Consider the following 15,999-nt stretch of genomic DNA (forward strand, 5'->3'; position numbering starts at 1 on the left):
ACATACAACAGCGGTATGCGGCCCATTCGGCCGCACCGCCGGGAACCACCTCAGGCGCGACTCTCATCGAACGAGACTTGTGAAACAGGCGCTAGGCGTCGGACAGCTCGTAGGACGGCACGGCGGGCGCGAGGTGGTCGCCGTACGCGGCGTCCACCTCGACCCGCGTCCACCACGCCGCCTGCTCCGCCGTGGCCAGGTCCGGCACCAGCACCGACACCCCGGCCTCGCGGATCAGCGCGACCATCCGCTCCACCGCGGTGTGCAGGAACGACTCGGGCCGGTCGGCGAGCCTGCCGACCACCGACGGGTCGAGGACCAGCGCGTCCACCGGCAGCTCGTCGAGCAGCGACAGCTCGGCCTGCCCGCCGTTGAACCGGGTCAGCCCGGTGGCGATCCCGTTGTCCCGCAACACCTGCGCGTTGTCGTCACCCATGCCGTCGAGCATCGACCGGGTGTCCAGGAAGATCCGCAGCCGGGACGCGGGCAGGCCGGTCACGTCCAATGTCCGCATCACCGTGCGCACCAGGTCCTCGTCGCGGGACTGCATCGGGGAGAGCTCGAAGTACAGGTGCCCGAAAGAATCCGACGCAGTGGAGTCCGGCGTGGAAGCTCCGACTGCGGCGACGGCGGCCTCGTGCAGCGCCCACTGGCCGAGCGCCGGCGACAGCCCGGTCTCCTCGGCCAGGGCGACGCACTCGGCGTGCCCGACGTCGTCCCAGCGCAGCCGGGCCACGTGCCCGAGCACCCGCCCGTCGGCCGGGTCGAGGACCGGCTGGTACTCGACCTCCAGCTCCTGCTCGGCCAACGCGCCGGGCATCCGCGCGGCCCGCGCGTGCCGTTCCCGCAGCGCCCGGTCGGCGTGCTTGTCGTAGGGCAGCCACTGCCGCTTGCCGCACGTCTTGGCCCGGCGCAGGGTCGTGTCGCCCGCGCGCAGGATCTCCGCGACGTCCCACCCGGCGGGTGGCCGGTCGACCACGCCGATGGACGCGGACAGGGCGACGCCGTCCTCCATCGGCCGCCGCAGCGCCTCGTTGATCCGGTCGACCATGTCGGGCACGCTCGGCGTGGTCGGCGAGTTGTCCACCACGATGCCGAACTCGTCGCCGCCGAGCCGGGCGACCAGCGCGACGTCCTCTTCGAGCAGGGCTTCGAGCCGGTGGCCGACCTCGGTGAGCAGCCGGTCGCCGAACGCGTGGCCGAGGCCGTTGTTCACCAGCGAGAACGCGTCGAGGCCGAGGTGGTAGAGCGTGATCCCAGCCTGGGACCTGCCGTGCAGCGCCTCCAGCCGGGTGGCGAAGCGCTGCCGGTTGGACAGGCCGGTAAGCGAGTCGTGCAGCAGCTGGAAGTCCAGGTTCTTCCGCAGCAGGTGCAGCTCGCTGACGTCCTCCACCATGGTCACGTGGTAGGCGGGCTCGCCGTCCGCGTCGCGCAGCGACGACACCGCCAGGTGCACCCACACCGGCTCGCCGTCCTCGCGCAGCAGCCGTCGCTGCTCGCGCATCCGCGCCACCCGGCCGTCGCCGACCGCCCGGTACCTGGCCGCGAGCGCCTCGGCGTCGGCCGGGTCGAACAGCTCGACCAGCCGCCGCCCGGTCAGCTCGCCGCGGTCGCGGCCGATCATCTCGGCCAGCGCCCCGTTCACCTCGACGCACCGGCCGCGCAGGTCGGTGATCACGATGCCGAACGCGGAGGCGTCGAACACCTCGCGGAACCTGGCCTCGCTGGCCTCGAGCACGCGTTCGGCGCGCAGCTTGGCCGCCATGAGCGCGAGCTTGACCTCTTCCTGCTGGTCCAGCGCGTCCAGCCGCATCGCGGTGGCGAAGCCCGCGCTCACGGCGCCCAGGATGGCGACGACCTTCTCCGCCAGCCGCGGCACGTCCCGCAGCTCGGGGCTGAACAGCAGGGCGTGCCCGAGCACGTCCACCGTGCGCTGCAACGTGTCCGGGCCGGTGAAGTGCGCCTCGACCAGCCGTTGGCCGACCACCGCGACCGGGTCGACGGTGAACGGCTCGGCCTGGACCGCGTCGGCGATCACATCGACGAGTTCGAGCAGGTACAGCTCGATCTCGACCGGTGACATCGGCACGTACGCGGTGGGGTAGACCGCCCGCATCCACTCGCGGGCGACGTCCTGCCGCCGGGTCCTAGCGCGTGGCGACACGTCGGCTCACTTCTTGCGCCCCACCCCGGCGAAGATCCCCGCCCGCTCGGCGTCCTCCTCGACGGCGCCTTCCTCCGGCCGCCACCGCGGCAGCGGGACCACGCCGGGCTCGACCAGCTCGAAGCCGTCGAACAGCGCGGTGATCTCGGCGTGCGTGCGGGGGAACATCGGGTCCGGGCTGTCGCGCATCACGGCCACGACGCGGGCCATCGCCTCGGGTTGCAGGTCGTAGGTGAACTGGGACAGGGCGAGGTGGCTGCCCGGCGGCACGGCGTCGCGGTACGCGGCGACCACGCCGGCCGGGTCGCGCTCGGGCGCCACGAAGTGGAACATCCCGACCGCGAGCACGCCGACCGGCTCGGCGAAGTCGATCAGGCCGGTGTCGCGGACGTCCGCCAGCACCGCGTCCGGCTCGGTCAGGTCCTGGTGCAGGATGGCGGACCGGTCGTCGCCCGCCAGGATCATCCGGCTGTGCGCGACGGCGACGTCCTCGAAGTCCACGTACACCACGCGCGACTCGGGCGCGACCTTGCGCGCGACCTCGTGCACGTTGCCGACGGTCGGGATGCCGGAGCCGAGGTCGAGGAACTGCCGCACGCCGGCCTCGACCAGGTGCAGCACCGCCCGGCGCAGGAACGCGCGGTTGAGGCGGGCGATCGTGCGGGCGTTGGGCTGCGCGCGGAGGAACTGCTCCGCGAGCTCGCGGTCGGCCGCGAAGTTGTGCCCGCCGCCGAGCAGGTAGTCGTAGAGCCGCGCGGCGCTGGGCAGCCCGGTGTTCACGTCGTCGGGGACCCAGTTCAGCCGATCCGCCACCGCGTCCTCACCCGTGTGTGTGCCAGCCCCAGCTCTCGCCCCACCGGGGCGAGATTACTGATGCGGCCGTACCCGTGGGCCGAGACGCGGCAGCTTGTCCCCGATCGGCGTACAAAGGATCATCAGAACGATCACCGCCAGTGTCCCGAACGCCACTCGTGGTCCCCAGTGCGCGTGAACGAAGAGCGGGACCGCCACGCCGAACGCGGTGCCGAGCGCGCGGGCGAGGTTCACCAGGCCGCCACCCGACCCGGCGTCGCCTCGGGGGAGGGCGGCGAGCACGGCCGCGTTGTTGGCCGGGATGAAGAGGCCGAGCCCGAGGCCCAACGCCACCAGGGCGACCGGGTGGACGTGCCAGGCGAGCACCCCGCAGGCCACTGTGGACAGTGCCGCGCCCGCCTGCGGCACTCGCCACGGCAGCGCCGCGCCGAGCGCGAACCCGACCGGCAGGGCGGTGAGCAGCACGCCGGTCGCCAGCGGGCCGCGGTCGGACGTGAACGGCACCAGGACCAGCGGTCCGAACAGCACCAGGTACCCGCACGTCGCGCCGAACAGGCCGCCCTTGACCCGGCGCACCAGCGGTTCGCGCCACACGTAGCCGGCGCCCGCCGGCAGGGCGAGCAGCAGCAGGAACGGGCTCGCGCCGGAGAGCACCAGCAGCAACGCCGTGGTGGCCGTGGCGAGCAGCACGACGGCGATCCCGTCGACCGGGCCGCTGCCGCGCTCACGCGTGCGCGGCAGCAGGAAGTGGCCCGCGACCAGGGCGAGGACGCCGACCGGCAGGTTGACCAGGAACACCCACTGCCACCCGAACGCCTCGACCAGCAGGCCGCCGACCGTCGGGCCGAGCGCCAGCCCCAACGCCTGCGCGGTCGCCTGCACGCCCAACGCCCGGCGCATCCGGTCGCGCGGCACGGCCGCCACGACCAGCGCCACGCTGTTGGCCTGCAACATCGCCGCGCCCAACGCCTGCACCACCCGGAACGCGATCAGCACGTCCAGGTCCCGGGACAACGCGCATGCCACCGAAGCGCCGGTGAACACCACGAACCCGTACAGGTACACGAGTTTGCGACCCCGCCGGTCCGACCACTTCCCGATCGGCGCGACGAACGCGGCCAGCGTCAACAGGTACGCCAGCGACACCCACTCGGGTGACGCGCCGAAGTCGTCCCGCAATGCGGGCAGGGCGAGTGTGACGACGCTCGCGTCGAACTGACCGAGGAATGCGCCGAGGCACACCGTGGCCACGGCCAGCCAGGGCGCACCGGCCCAGGTCGCGACCCGCCGCGGGCGGGGTGACTCCGCGACGAACCAGCGCAGGGAGCGATTCATCGCGGCCAGACTATCTCGGTATCCGACATATTGCGACCCAGTACCATTCGCGCATGTCAGACGAGGCACGCTCGCTCACCGACGTGGTCACGAGGCTCCGCCGGGCACTGCGCACGAGCATCCGGTCGGAATGGCCGTGGGACTCCCTGCCGATGGCGCAGGTCGAGCTGCTCCAGACGCTCGCCGAGCGCCCCCCGATGCGCGTGGGCGACCTCGCGGCCGAGCTGCGGCTCGCGCCCAACACGGTCAGCGGGCTCGTCGGCCAGCTGATCGAGAACGGTCTCGTCGAACGGGGCGGCGACCCCAGCGACCGGCGCGTGGCCCGGCTTTCCGTGACGCCGCAGGGGCACGAGCAGCTGGCCGTCTGGCAGGCCGCGCACGAGAAGCGCATCGGGTCGGCGCTGGACAAGCTCGAGCCGGGCGAGCGCGCCGACGTGGTCCGCGCCCTGGCCGCCCTGGACCACCTGGTGGACCACCTGCGTGCGCACTGAGGTCCGGACCGTCGCGGCCGTCGCCCTGGGCGGTGGCGTCGGCGGCTTGGCGCGGTTCGGCCTGTCCGCGGTCGTCCCCGGCCCGTGGGGGACGCTGCTGGTCAACGTGGTGGGCTGCGCGCTGATCGGTGTGCTGATGGTCCTGGTGCCGCGCCTGCACCCGCTCGCCCGGCCGTTCCTCGGCATCGGTGTGCTGGGCGGCTTCACCACGTTCTCGGGCTACGCGCTGGACGCCGTGCGGCTGGGCGGCCTGACCGCCGTCGCCTACCTGTTCGGAACCCTGTTCCTGGCGCTGTGCGCGACCTTCGCCGCCATGGCCGCGACCCGCCGGGTGTGGCCATGACGGTCCTGCTGGTCTTCGTCGGCGCGGCGGTGGGCGCGTCGCTGCGCTACGCGGCCGGTCGGTTGGTCCAGCGGTCGTTCCCCTGGGCCACCTTCGCGGTCAACGTCGTGGGCTCGTTCGTGCTCGGCTGCGTCGCCGGCACGTCACCGCACCTGTTCGCCCTGGTCGGGATCGGCCTGTGCGGCGGCCTGACGACCTACAGCACGTTCAGCTACGAGACCGTGCGACTGACCGAGGACGGCCGCTACCTCCAGGCCCTGGCCAACGTCACCGCGAGCCTGACCGCGGGCCTGGCCGCCGCCGCCCTCGGCTACGCCCTCACCCGATGACGTCGAACTCCCTCCTCATCCACCGGTCGAGGAAGTCCCGCACCTCTTCGGGCACGTCCCTCTCACTCATGCACCAGGTAACCGAGCGTCCGGGCGGCGAGTTCGATGTCGGAGTAGCCGCCGCGGCGGAGCACCAACCGCAGAACTTCGCCGGCACCGTCGTCCTGCCGCTCGTCGAGCAGTTGGAGCGCGATCTGGGAGATGACCTCGGACTCCTGTCGGTGACGATCGGCTCCAGCGCCGACCACAGCGCCTCGGGCGTGGGCCGGCGACTCTGACGGCCGTCAACGTGCGGCTGTCGTGGCGGACCGCTTCTTGGCGAGGGACTGCTTCGCGGCGCCGAAGAGCTTGCCGCCGACCTTGGCTGCGGTGCGGCCCGCAGCCGCCTCGATCCCGGTCACCGCTCACACGGCAGCCAACCGCCCCAGCACCTCCGGCAGGTCGCCGGTGTGCACGACGCCCAGCCGTTGGGTGGCACGGGTCAGTGCCACGTACAGGTCGCTCGCGCCCCGCGGCGACTCGGCCAGGATGCCCGCCGGGTCGACGACCAGCACCGAGTCGAACTCCAGGCCCTTCGCGTCGGTCACGGCCAGCACCACCACCTGCGCGTCGAGGTCGTCCGAAGCGCCCGGCACGGCGGCGCGCAGCGACGCCACCGACGCCGCCGGCACGATCACCGCCAGCTTGCCGTCCCCGATCGCGGCGACCTCCTTGTCCACCAGCGTCGGCAGCGCCTCGACCAGGGACTCGGCCCGCAGGCTCCACGGCGCGAAACCGCTGTCCCGCACCGACGTCGGCGGCACGAGGTCCGGGTCGACCGACGCCAGCACGTCCGCCGCGACGGCCATGATCTCCGACGGCGTCCGGTAGTTGACCGTCAGCTCGGTGAGCTTCCAGCGGTCCATCACGTACGGCGACAGCACCTCGTGCCACGACGACGCGCCCGCGATGTCGCCGGTCTGCGCGATGTCGCCGACCACGGTCATCGACTTGGACGGGCACCGGCGCATCAACGTCCGCCACGCCATCGGGGACAGCTCCTGCGCCTCGTCCACGATGATGTGCCCGAACGTCCACGTCCGGTCCGCCGCCGCGCGCTCGGCCGCCGTCTCGTAGCGCTCCGCGCCGTGCCGCTCGGCCAGCTTGTAGGCGTCGACCAGGTCGGTCGCCATCAGGATCTCCGGGTCGGCGTCGTCCTCCAGGTCGAGGATGTCCAGCACGCCCTGCGCGTAGTCGATCGCCTGCCGCCGCTGTCGCTCGGCGCGCGCCTTGGCCTCGGTGTCGTCCTCGCCGAGCAGCTCCGCCGCCTCGTCGAGCAGCGGCACGTCGGCGGGCGTCCACTCGGCGCCGCGCGGCCGGGCCAGCAGCTCGCGCTCGGCGGGGGAGAGCTTCGGCGTGGCCTTGGCGATCAGCTTCGGCGACGCGTACAGGTCTTCGAGCAGGGTCTGGGGCGACAGCGTCGGCCACAGCTTCTCGATGGCCGACTGCACGGCGGGGTCCTCGCGCAGCTCGCGCCGGATGTCGTCGACGTCGGCCTGGTCGAGCAGGTGCCTGCCCAGCCGGGACACGGCCTGCGACGCCAGCGTGGAGATGATCTCGCGCTGGAACGTCCGCCGCGCCTCGTTGTGCGGTCGCCTGGTGCGCCGCGCCCGGCCGCGCGCGTCGCTGATCGCCCGCCGGTCCAGCCGCAGCACGTCGCCGTCGAACGGCACCTCGACCAGGCTCGGCGCCTCCTGCCGGTCCCGGATCGCGTGCGCGACCACGTCCGCCATCTCGATGCGGCCCTTCAGCGCGGCCACCTCGGCGGGCTCGCGGCCGACCGCGGTGAGGCCGGGGAACAGCTCGCCGACGGTCGACAGCAGCACGCCCGTCTCGCCCAGCGACGGCAGCACCTGCCCGATGTAGCGCAGGAACGTCGCGTTCGGCCCGACCACGAGCACGCCGCGCTTCGCCAGCTGCCGCCGGTGCGTGTAGAGCAGGTACGCGGCGCGGTGCAGCGCGACCGCCGTCTTGCCCGTGCCCGGACCGCCCTGCACGACGACCACGCCGTTCAGCTCGGTGCGGATGATCTTGTCCTGCTCGGCCTGGATGGTCGCGACGATGTCGCCCATCTGGCCGGTGCGGCTCGCGTTCACCGCGGCCAGCAGGGTGGCCTCGCCGGTCAGGCCCTCGGACCGGCGGTCGAGGTCGACCGAGTTGATGTCGAGCACCTCGTCGTCGAACCCGACGACCTTGCGCTGCTTGGTCCGCAGGTGCCTGCGCCTGCGCACGCCCTCCGGCGCGGCGGCCGTGGCCAGGTAGAACGGGCGGGCGGCGGGCGCGCGCCAGTCCATCAGCAGCGGCTCGTACTCCTTGTCCTCGTCGAACAAGCCGATCCGGCCGATGTAGAACCGCTCGTCGGTGTGGAAGTCGAGCCGGCCGAAGCACAACCCGTTCTCCACCGCGCTGTACTGCGCCAGCTGGTCGGAGTACATGGCCACCGAGGTGTCCCGCTCGGAGCGCATCTGGTGCGTCCCGCCGGTTTGCCGCAGCGCGCCGGCCAGGCGCTTCGAGCTCTGCTCGCGGAGGTCGTCCAGCCTGCGGTACAGCATCGACACGTATTCCTGCTCCGACTCGGTTTCCGCGAGCCGGAGGTCATCGGAGGGGCTTGACAACGTGCCTCATTTCTGGATAGCGTGTTTTATCAGCCTGTGTGTCGCATTGCGGCTGACGGTTTCTTGCGGGCTCACAGTCCTGCGCTCGTCATGCGCAGAACGTCTAATCTACTACACGTTCTTCCCGCCGGTGCGTGAACAAGTCCGCGCCCGCGACCCGACACCGTGAACGCGCGAAGGCCGCCGTCGAGCGGGTGCTCGACGGCGGCCTGGCGGTGCTGGTCCGGCGGTCCTGGTGGCGGGCTGCGGCCCGCGCTCGCTACAGCTGGGCGGCCACGATCCCGCCGATCGCGGCCATGCCGTCCTTGTTCGGGTGCATCGGCGCGGCCGGGCCGGTCAGGGTCACGCCCTCGAACCACCTCACGCGCGCCGGCGCGCACGCGTCGTGGCCCGTGCTCGGCGACTCGACGTCGACGAACGTCGCGCCGTGCTCGGCCGCCGCCCGGGCGAACAGCACGTTCATCCGGTGGATGCTCGCTTGCAGGTAGGTCGCGTCCTTGGGCCAGATCGGCTGGTCCGGGAAGCAGCCGCCGGGCCGGATGTGGGTGCCGTAGCCGACCACCACGACCCGCGCCTGCGGCGCGCGGGCGGAGACCAGGTCGAGCGCGGCGGCGAACTCGGCCGCGTAGGCGTCGATCCGCTCGGCCAGCTCGTCCCGACCGCCGGCGGTGAACACGTCGCGGCACGACGTGCCGAACGGCGGGGGCAGCAGGTTGACGCACTGCAACGCCGCGTCGCCCAGCGCGACGTCGTTGCCGCCGATGGTGAGCGTCACCAGGTCGGTCGACGGGCTCAACGCGTCCGCCTGCGGCGCCTGCTGCTCGCCGTCGACGGTCGCCTGCGACCCGGCCAGGTCGTCGGTCACCGCGCCGGAGCACGTCACGTCCGTGAGCCGGGCCCCGATCCGGGCGGCCAGCACCGACGGCCAGTTGTTCGTCGAGCGCAGGCAGCCCGGGGCTTCGGGGTCCTGCTGCGGGATGAGCGGTCCCGCGGCCGACGAGTCGCCGAGCGCCACGTACTCGTAGCCCGGTTCGGCGACCGCCGCACCGGCCGTCCAGGTGATCGACAACGCCGCCAGCAACGCCGGTAGCAGCCTGCGCACGACCGCCTCCTCTTCGTGATCGGGGGTGTCCGCTGGCCATGATGTGGTCTGGGCCGCGGGGGCGTGCCGGTGAGCCGGGGTAGATCACCCGAGCGTGTTCACGACGGTGGCGCCGGGTCGGATGCCGAGCCGGGGTGGGGCCGTGCGCCACGTCGGGTGATGGCGGGCCGGTCGCCCCACCACCCGATGAGCGGCTCTACGAAGGCACGCGGGTGAAACCGGATCGCGGGACATGATCACTCCGGCACGCTGGGACGGGTGAAGGAGAGGCGCCGGGAGTTGGCGAGGCTGTGCCGCGTCGCGGTGGACCGGCCGAAGTGGCAGCTCGGGTTCGCCGCGGTCGTGTCGGCGTGGTCCCTGGCGTGGGTGGCGGGTCAGGCGTTCGGCGCGCCGAGCCCGCTGGAGGTGCTGCCGGTGCGGTGGGCCGGCCTGCCGACGGGGTGGCTGGACGCGGCGCGCGGGTGGTTCGACGGCCGCACCGGGTTCCTGGCCGTGGCGGGCGGTCTGCTGTGGGCGATGACGAGCGCGGGCCGGCAGGCGTCGGCGTCGGTCGGCTGGCTCGCGGTGATGGCGGCGGCCGAGGACGTCGGCTACGTCGCGGTGCGGTGGGCGCTGCTGTCGTTCGCGGTGTTCCTCGCGGTGATGGGGTTGGTGTCGATCACCGGGCGGCGGGCGTTCGTGGTCGACCGGGTGGCCGTCATCCCGCGGGACGTGGCCAGGGCCGGCGCGACCGCGTTGGCGCTGTCGGCGGTGGTGCCGCTGGTCGCGCCGGGGCTGGTGCTGGCCCGGCTGGTCGGCCCCTACGTGACTCGGCCACCGCGCCGACGGCCGGGGGCGCCGATCGCCCGCCCGGCTTCCGCCGAACGGCCGTCGGTCGGTGAAACACCCGGTGAACTGCCCGAACCCGTTCCGGCGCAGCGCGGCCCGCGGTGAGTCCGACCGGATTTCGCGATCAGGTCAGGGTATGCAAATAGTTTTGCGCCCCAACAATCTATCCGGGAAAGATGAGCAGACCTCACATCACATTCCGGAATCGCCTGTTTGGGCTTACCGGTCCGTATCCATCAAGATGTGCGAGTGCCAGAAAATCCCGCCGAAAACCGCTTAGCCAAGGTGATGCGTCGTCAGCCTGTTCAGCAGCGCGGCGCCGCGACGGTGTCCGCGATTGTCGATGCCTGCGCGACGCTGCTCAACGACTACGACTACGACGACATCACCACCGCCCGGATCGTCGAGCTAGCAGGCGTGCCAATTGGATCGTTCTACCAATACTTCCCGGACAAGCGTTCTGTTGTGCACGCGCTCGCGCTGCGCGGCATGGAGGAGTACCTGGGTCGCGTGGAATCGCTGTTCACCGAGGGTCGCCTCGCCGAGGACTGGCGGGAAGCGGTGCAGCAGGTCGTCGCCGTCTACCTGCGGATGCTGGTCGAGATCCCCGGCTTCGGGCGGGTGCGGTTCAGCGACCTGCTCGACGGGCACCGCCTCGACGCCTCCGTGGACCAGTACGAACTCATGGCCGAACGGCTGCGCGACCTGTTCCTGACCCGCTTCGCGGTGCGTGGCGACGCACCGGTCACGTTGACGTTCCGGATGGCCGCCCAGACCGCGGACGCCATGTTCAAACTGGCCGAGCGGGTCGATCCCGACGAGCGCGCGGTGGTGCTCGGCACGGCCGACGGCGTGATCTTGAAGATGTTGTCCGGGGTGTTCGACCCCTCGTGACTTGCCGCGCCGGTCCGGGTGGTGTGGGGTGGACCGGTGAGCGACGACTTCGACGTGATCGTGATCGGCGGCGGCCCGGTGGGCGAGAACGCCGCCGCCCGGACCGCCGCCGGTGGCCTGCGGACCGCGCTGGTGGAAGCCGAACGTGTCGGCGGTGAGTGCTCGTACTGGGCGTGCATGCCGAGCAAGGCGTTGCTGCGCCCGGGTCACGCGCTCGCCGCCGCCCGTCGGGTGCCCGGCGTGCCGGTCGGTGAGCGGCTCGACCCGGCCGAGGTGTTGAAGCGGCGCAACAGCTTCACCTCCGACTGGGACGACTCGGGCCAGGTCGAGTGGGCCGAGGGCGCCGGGCTGACGGTGGTGCGCGGCCGCGGCCGGCTGGCGGATGAGCGCCGGGTCGACGTGGACGGGCGCGTGCTGACCGCGACCAAGGCGGTCGTGGTGTGCACGGGCAGCGTGCCGCGCATCCCGTCGCTGCCCGGTCTGTCGGACGTGCCGTACTGGACGTCGCGCGAGGCGACCTCCGCGCAGGAGGTGCCGGAGTCGTTGGTGGTGCTCGGCGGCGGCGTGGTCGGCGTGGAGATGGCGCAGGCGTGGGCCCGGCTCGGCTCCGACGTCACGCTGGTCGTCTCCGGCGCCCGGCCGCTGCCGAAGTTCGAGGCGTTCGCGGGCGACCTGGTCGCGGAAGGGCTGCGGGAGGACGGCGTTCGGCTCGTCACCGGGGTCAAGGCGGTCGGTGTGTCCACTTCGGACGGATCGGACGAGGTTTCGCTGAAGCTGTCGGACGGGTCGGAGGCGCGAGGTGCGCACCTGCTGATCGCGACCGGTCGTCAGCCGGCGACGTTCGACCTCGGCGTGGAGCAGTTCGGCTTCACGGCGGGCGGGGCGCTGGAAGTCGACGACACCGGTCGGGTGTCCGGAGTGGACTGGCTGTACGCGGCGGGCGACGTCACGGGCCGCGCGTTGCTGACCCACCAGGGCAAGTACGCGGCACGGGCGGTCGGCACGGCGATCGTCACCGGCGCCACCGACCCGGAGCCGTGGACCGCGCCGGTCGCCACGGCCGACCACACGGCCGTGCCGCAGGTGGTGTTCACCGATCCCGAGGTGGCGTCGGTCGGCTGGTCCGAGGCGCAGGCCCGCGAGGCGGGGCTGGAGATCCGGGTCGTCGACCTGGACATCGCGGTGGCCGGGTCGTCCCTGCACGCGGACGGGTACCGGGGCAAGGCGCGGATGATCGTGGACGAGCGCAAGCGCACGCTCGTCGGCGTCACGTTCGCCGGCCCGGACGTGGCGGAGCTGATCCACGCGGCCACCATCGCGATCGTCGGCGAGGTCACCGTGGACCGGTTGTGGCACGCGGTTCCGGCGTACCCCACCATCAGTGAGGTGTGGTTGAGGCTCCTCGAGGCCTACGGTCTCTGACGCTGCGTGCACGGTGTGTCAGCACATCGTGTACACCCTCCGCCGAGTGCCGTATCGACCGTGCGTCCATAAAGACTCTTAACCTCAAAATGCGGCTTCAGCTCATTACACTGCGGTCGTGACCAGGGGAACTGTGGCTCTCGCGATCGGCGCGGTGCTGTGGTGCGCCTTCGTCATCGCGTCCACGTTCCTGCCCGGCGGCCCTTCGTGGCCGCCGGTCGCGGTGCACCTGCCGGGATTCCTGATCGTGCCGGTCGTGCTGCACACGTTGTTCCGGGCGCGGTCCAACGCGCTGCTGTGCCTGGCCCACGTGCCGAAACCGGTGCTGTTCACCGGATTCGCGATCGCGGTGGGCGGGTGGTTGTTCTCGTTCGGCGCGATCGCGGGCAAACCGGGCACCGAGACGCTGTGCGCGGTGGCCGGGCTGGTGATCGTGCTGCACGTGGCGTTCGGGTTGATCGGGGTCGGCATGGTGCGCACGGGACGTTGAGGCGCTGGTCCGGCTCGGGTTCGCGCGTTGGTCCAGTGGTCGCCGGTTTCGAGTTGGTCCTCGTTCGTGCGCTGATCAAGCCCGGCGACCGCTCACCCCTGCGAGGCGGGCAGCCGCAGGGCTTGATCGGCGATCTCGGCCAGCTTCGGGTCGGCCGGGTCCTGCCCGCCCTCGGTCCACACCGCCTGCGTGATGCGCAGCTGCGCGCCCTTCGCCGACACTCGGATCGCCGACCGGTCGAACGTCGCCGGACCGCCCGGCCAGCCCTTGCCCTCCTTGACGAGGGTGGTGATGCCGCCCGAGCCCGCCGCCGACGCGACCGCGTGCAGCTCGGTCGCCCGGGTCGCGTCGGGCAGGCTCAGCTCCGCGATCGCGACGCCGACCTTGCGGCCGTCCACTGTGGTCTCGTACTGGGCACGCCGAAGCTGCATGCACAGGTGCCCGGTCAGCCACCCCCGGACGTCGCCGAACGCGTGCGAGGCGCAGTCGTCGGTCCGGTCCGCGCCGCGCGGTGAGAAGTTCCGGCCGTCCACCACGACCGTGGTCGGCTGCGGCGTCGGCGTGGTGGTCGTCGAGCTGTCCGCCGTGTCGCCCGACGACAGCGAGACGATCAAGGCGATGACCAGCAGCACGGCGACGACCGCTCCGGCCGCGTAGGGCAGCGCCTTGCGGCGGGCCGGCGGGGGCGTGACCTTCGGCAGCAGCATCGTGCTGGCGGACGCCAGGTCGGCCGCGGCGTCGGAGAAGCCCTCGGCGATCAGGTGCTGGCGGGTGGGCGGCGCCCCGGTCGGCGCCAGGACGGCGACCAGCTTGGCGGCGTGCTCGGCCGAGCACGGCCGGTCGCTGGTGGCCAGCTCGCGCGCGGCGGCGAGCAGCGTGGTCGGCTTCGGGTGCAGGACGCGCACGCCGCGGTTCAGGTCGACGGTCGACTGCACGACCTGGCCCACGTACGGGCCGACGGCCACCACGGTGGTGACCGGCAGCGGTTCGCCGCGCATGTCCTGGATGCGGCGGGCGACGGCGGTGGTGGCCCCGAGCGCTTCGGCGGCCGGGCTCGTCGCGCCGTCCGGGCGGGTCAGCGGCCAGCCGTCGATCTTCCACTGCCCGTTGAGCGGCGCCTCCAGCCGCATGGCCGGGTCCGGCAGGTCCACGCCGACGACCACCAGCACGCCGCGCGGCAGCACGATCACCGCGTCCAGGTCGCGCGGGCTGTCCGGCGGGCGGACCCCGAGCAGCGCGACACCGCCGAGCACGGCGTCGCCGTTGCCCCAGGTGCTCAACGCGGCGCGCACGTCGGCGCCCACCGCGGAGGGTTCGGTCCCGAGTCGGATCAGCCGCACGGGATCACCACGAGCTCGCGCCGCTCGGCGGTCCACGCGTCGGCGTTCCACCCGGTCTGACGTTCGGCGTTCCACACGGTCGGACACGGTAGCGCCGTGGGGGGACGGCCGGTCGCGCGCATCGCTGGAGATGACGTTGCGTGACGACCATCACCTGAACGTGTGTGACTCGTTAAGGGGTTGCTTAACCCTGCATTGGAGGTTTGTCCGTGATGCGCAAAGCCGCCCTGCTCGCGGCGGGCACGCTGGCACTGTCGGTAGCGGTCGTTCCGTCCGCCTCCGCCGGCCTGCTCGCCCCCGTGTCGACGTTGCTCGCCAGCCAGCTGTCCAGTGGTGAACTGTCCGGTGGTCGGGCCGGGACGGTGTTCGTCCACGGCGCCGATCTCGCGGCCGCCGAGAGGGCGGTGAGGGAGGCCGGGCTCAGCCGGATCACCGGTTTCGACCGGATCGGCGTGGTCGCGGCGCGCGGCACCGCCGCGCAGATCACGGCCGCGCGGTCGGCGGTCGGCGTGACGTACGTCGAGGCGAACCGGCCGATCGAGTTCACCGGGTCGACGTCGCACACGGCGACCCGCGGGCTGGCGGCGCGGCAGACCCTGACCGGCGCGAACGGGCTGGCGTTGGACGGCAGCGGCGTCACGGTCGCGGTGATCGACTCGGGCGTGGACCCGACGCACCCGGCGTTCCGGCAGGCGAACGGCCAGACCAAGATCGTGCGCAACCTGAAGAGCGTGTGCCTGGACGAAGCGAGCGCGGGGACCGGGTGCATCCTCGACGTGCCGACGTCGGTCGACACGGATCTGTTGTCGGTGGGCGGGCACGGCACGCACGTCACCGGGATCGCGGTCGGCGGTGACACGACGTTGAGCGACGGCACGGTGGTGCGCGGCGCGGCGCCGGGTGCGAAGGCCGTGGTGATCTCGACCGGCGCGGTGCTGTTCATCATCGGGGCCGACGCGGCGTTGAACTGGGTGCTGGAGAACCACCGGGCGCCGTGCGGCGCGGGTGTCCCGGCGTCGGTCTGCCCGCCGATCAAGGCGGTCAACAACTCGTACGGACCGTCCGGCGGCGGCGCGTTCGACCCGAACTCGACGACGGTCAAGTTGCAGCGGGCGCTGGCGGCCGAGGGCGTCGTGACGGTGTGGGCGAACGGCAACGACGGCGGCGACGGGAGCGCGAACCTGTCCAACCCGGCCGGTCAGGACCCGACGCCCGGTGTGCTGTCGGTGGCGTCGTACCACGACCTGGGCACGGGGACGCGTGACGGCGCGGTGTCGGAGTACTCGTCGCGCGGGCTGGCGACGGACTCGTCGACGTGGCCGGACATCTCCGCGCCCGGTGAGGACATCACGTCGGCGTGCCGGCCGTACCTGGTGATCTGCGCGACCGGGTTGCAGCCGCAGAACGGGCCGGGGTTGCTGGATGTCGGCACGTTCAACACGATCAGCGGCACGTCGATGGCGGCGCCGCACATCACCGGCATCGTGGCGCAACTGTTCCAGGCCAGGTCCGGTGCGACGGCCGGGCAGGTCGAGGCGGCGTTGAAGTCGACGGCGTACAAGTACGCGGCGGGGGTGGGGTCGGGGTACCAGGTCGTCGGGCCGTACACGACCAGCTACGACAAGGGGACGGGGTTGGTCGACGTGGTGGCGGCGGTGAGGGCGTTGGGGGCGGTGTGATCGCGGGCGGTGTGATCGCGGGCGGTGTGATCGCGGGTTGGTGCCGCTGTGGTTGGTCCGGCGGTGGTCGGTCCGGCTGTGGTTGGTGCCGCTGCGGCGGCCTGAAGATCACGTG

15 protein-coding genes are annotated in these 15,999 nt (G+C 72.4%); 9 read left to right on the top strand and 6 right to left on the bottom strand.

All coding sequences use genetic code 11. From position 1 onward, the window contains the following. Positions 1 to 91 precede the first annotated feature (91 nt). Genes ACZ7GX_RS06265 through ACZ7GX_RS06275 form a run of 3 tightly spaced genes read right to left on the bottom strand, consistent with a single transcriptional unit; the run spans position 92 to position 4,312 of the window. A complete protein-coding gene (locus tag ACZ7GX_RS06265; RefSeq protein ID WP_498773477.1) occupies positions 92 to 2,164 on the bottom strand; it encodes a putative bifunctional diguanylate cyclase/phosphodiesterase in 2,073 nt (690 codons plus the stop codon). Between the two features lie 6 nt (positions 2,165 to 2,170). Then, positions 2,171 to 2,977: an SAM-dependent methyltransferase gene (locus tag ACZ7GX_RS06270; RefSeq protein ID WP_498773480.1), complete on the bottom strand. Its 807-nt coding sequence runs from the start codon at positions 2,975 to 2,977 to the stop codon at positions 2,171 to 2,173. A gap of 54 nt (positions 2,978 to 3,031) precedes the next feature. After that, positions 3,032 to 4,312, bottom strand: coding sequence for an MFS transporter (locus ACZ7GX_RS06275; RefSeq protein WP_498773482.1), 1,281 nt, complete (start codon positions 4,310 to 4,312; stop codon positions 3,032 to 3,034). Positions 4,313 to 4,365: 53 nt separating this feature from the next. Between ACZ7GX_RS06275 and ACZ7GX_RS06280 the strand changes: the two genes are divergently transcribed. From ACZ7GX_RS06280 to ACZ7GX_RS06295, 4 genes are all read left to right on the top strand, one after another. After that, a complete protein-coding gene (locus ACZ7GX_RS06280) occupies positions 4,366 to 4,803 on the top strand; it encodes a MarR family winged helix-turn-helix transcriptional regulator (RefSeq protein WP_230566821.1) in 438 nt (145 codons plus the stop codon). Continuing rightward, positions 4,793 to 5,146 carry a fluoride efflux transporter FluC gene (locus ACZ7GX_RS06285; protein WP_498773485.1) on the top strand — a complete coding sequence of 118 codons (354 nt, stop codon included), beginning with the start codon at positions 4,793 to 4,795 and terminating at the stop codon, positions 5,144 to 5,146. Before ACZ7GX_RS06280 ends, ACZ7GX_RS06285 begins: the two co-directional genes overlap by 11 nt. Then, positions 5,143 to 5,475, top strand: a complete 333-nt coding sequence (gene crcB / locus ACZ7GX_RS06290) for a fluoride efflux transporter CrcB (RefSeq protein WP_498773486.1) — start codon at positions 5,143 to 5,145, stop codon at positions 5,473 to 5,475. Before ACZ7GX_RS06285 ends, crcB begins: the two co-directional genes overlap by 4 nt. A 68-nt stretch (positions 5,476 to 5,543) precedes the next feature. Then, the gene (locus tag ACZ7GX_RS06295; protein WP_498773488.1) at positions 5,544 to 5,753 is read left to right on the top strand and encodes a hypothetical protein; all 210 of its coding nucleotides are present in this window, start codon (positions 5,544 to 5,546) and stop codon (positions 5,751 to 5,753) included. Between the two features lie 126 nt (positions 5,754 to 5,879). Here ACZ7GX_RS06295 and ACZ7GX_RS06300 read toward each other — a convergent pair whose 3' ends face one another. Both ACZ7GX_RS06300 and ACZ7GX_RS06305 read right to left on the bottom strand, forming a co-directional pair. Continuing rightward, a complete protein-coding gene (locus tag ACZ7GX_RS06300; protein WP_498773490.1) occupies positions 5,880 to 8,129 on the bottom strand; it encodes a HelD family protein in 2,250 nt (749 codons plus the stop codon). A gap of 259 nt (positions 8,130 to 8,388) precedes the next feature. Continuing rightward, complete coding sequence (locus ACZ7GX_RS06305) at positions 8,389 to 9,231, bottom strand: SGNH/GDSL hydrolase family protein (protein WP_498773492.1); 843 nt, start codon at positions 9,229 to 9,231, stop codon at positions 8,389 to 8,391. A gap of 258 nt (positions 9,232 to 9,489) precedes the next feature. On the opposite strand from ACZ7GX_RS06305, the gene ACZ7GX_RS06310 reads away from it, so the two are divergent. The 4 genes from ACZ7GX_RS06310 (at position 9,490) to ACZ7GX_RS06325 (ending at position 12,865) form a co-directional block, all read left to right on the top strand. Continuing rightward, the gene (locus ACZ7GX_RS06310; protein ID WP_498773494.1) at positions 9,490 to 10,164 is read left to right on the top strand and encodes a hypothetical protein; all 675 of its coding nucleotides are present in this window, start codon (positions 9,490 to 9,492) and stop codon (positions 10,162 to 10,164) included. A 138-nt stretch (positions 10,165 to 10,302) separates the two neighbouring features. Continuing rightward, entirely contained in the window at positions 10,303 to 10,953 is a 651-nt protein-coding gene (locus tag ACZ7GX_RS06315) for a TetR/AcrR family transcriptional regulator (RefSeq protein WP_498773496.1), read from the top strand. A 54-nt stretch (positions 10,954 to 11,007) separates the two neighbouring features. Next, positions 11,008 to 12,375, top strand: a complete 1,368-nt coding sequence (locus tag ACZ7GX_RS06320; RefSeq protein WP_498774073.1) for a dihydrolipoyl dehydrogenase family protein — start codon at positions 11,008 to 11,010, stop codon at positions 12,373 to 12,375. A 118-nt stretch (positions 12,376 to 12,493) separates the two neighbouring features. Beyond that, positions 12,494 to 12,865, top strand: a complete 372-nt coding sequence (locus ACZ7GX_RS06325) for a hypothetical protein (RefSeq protein WP_498773498.1) — start codon at positions 12,494 to 12,496, stop codon at positions 12,863 to 12,865. Positions 12,866 to 12,957: 92 nt separating this feature from the next. On the opposite strand, the gene ACZ7GX_RS06330 is transcribed toward ACZ7GX_RS06325, so the two are convergent. Continuing rightward, positions 12,958 to 14,205 carry a hypothetical protein gene (locus ACZ7GX_RS06330; protein ID WP_498773500.1) on the bottom strand — a complete coding sequence of 416 codons (1,248 nt, stop codon included), beginning with the start codon at positions 14,203 to 14,205 and terminating at the stop codon, positions 12,958 to 12,960. Between the two features lie 212 nt (positions 14,206 to 14,417). Here ACZ7GX_RS06330 and ACZ7GX_RS06335 point away from each other — a divergent pair, with 212 nt between their 5' ends. Further along, positions 14,418 to 15,884, top strand: a complete 1,467-nt coding sequence (locus ACZ7GX_RS06335; RefSeq protein ID WP_498774075.1) for a S8 family peptidase — start codon at positions 14,418 to 14,420, stop codon at positions 15,882 to 15,884. Positions 15,885 to 15,999: the final 115 nt, after the last annotated feature.

This window comes from Actinosynnema sp. NPDC037264 (assembly GCF_055603705.1).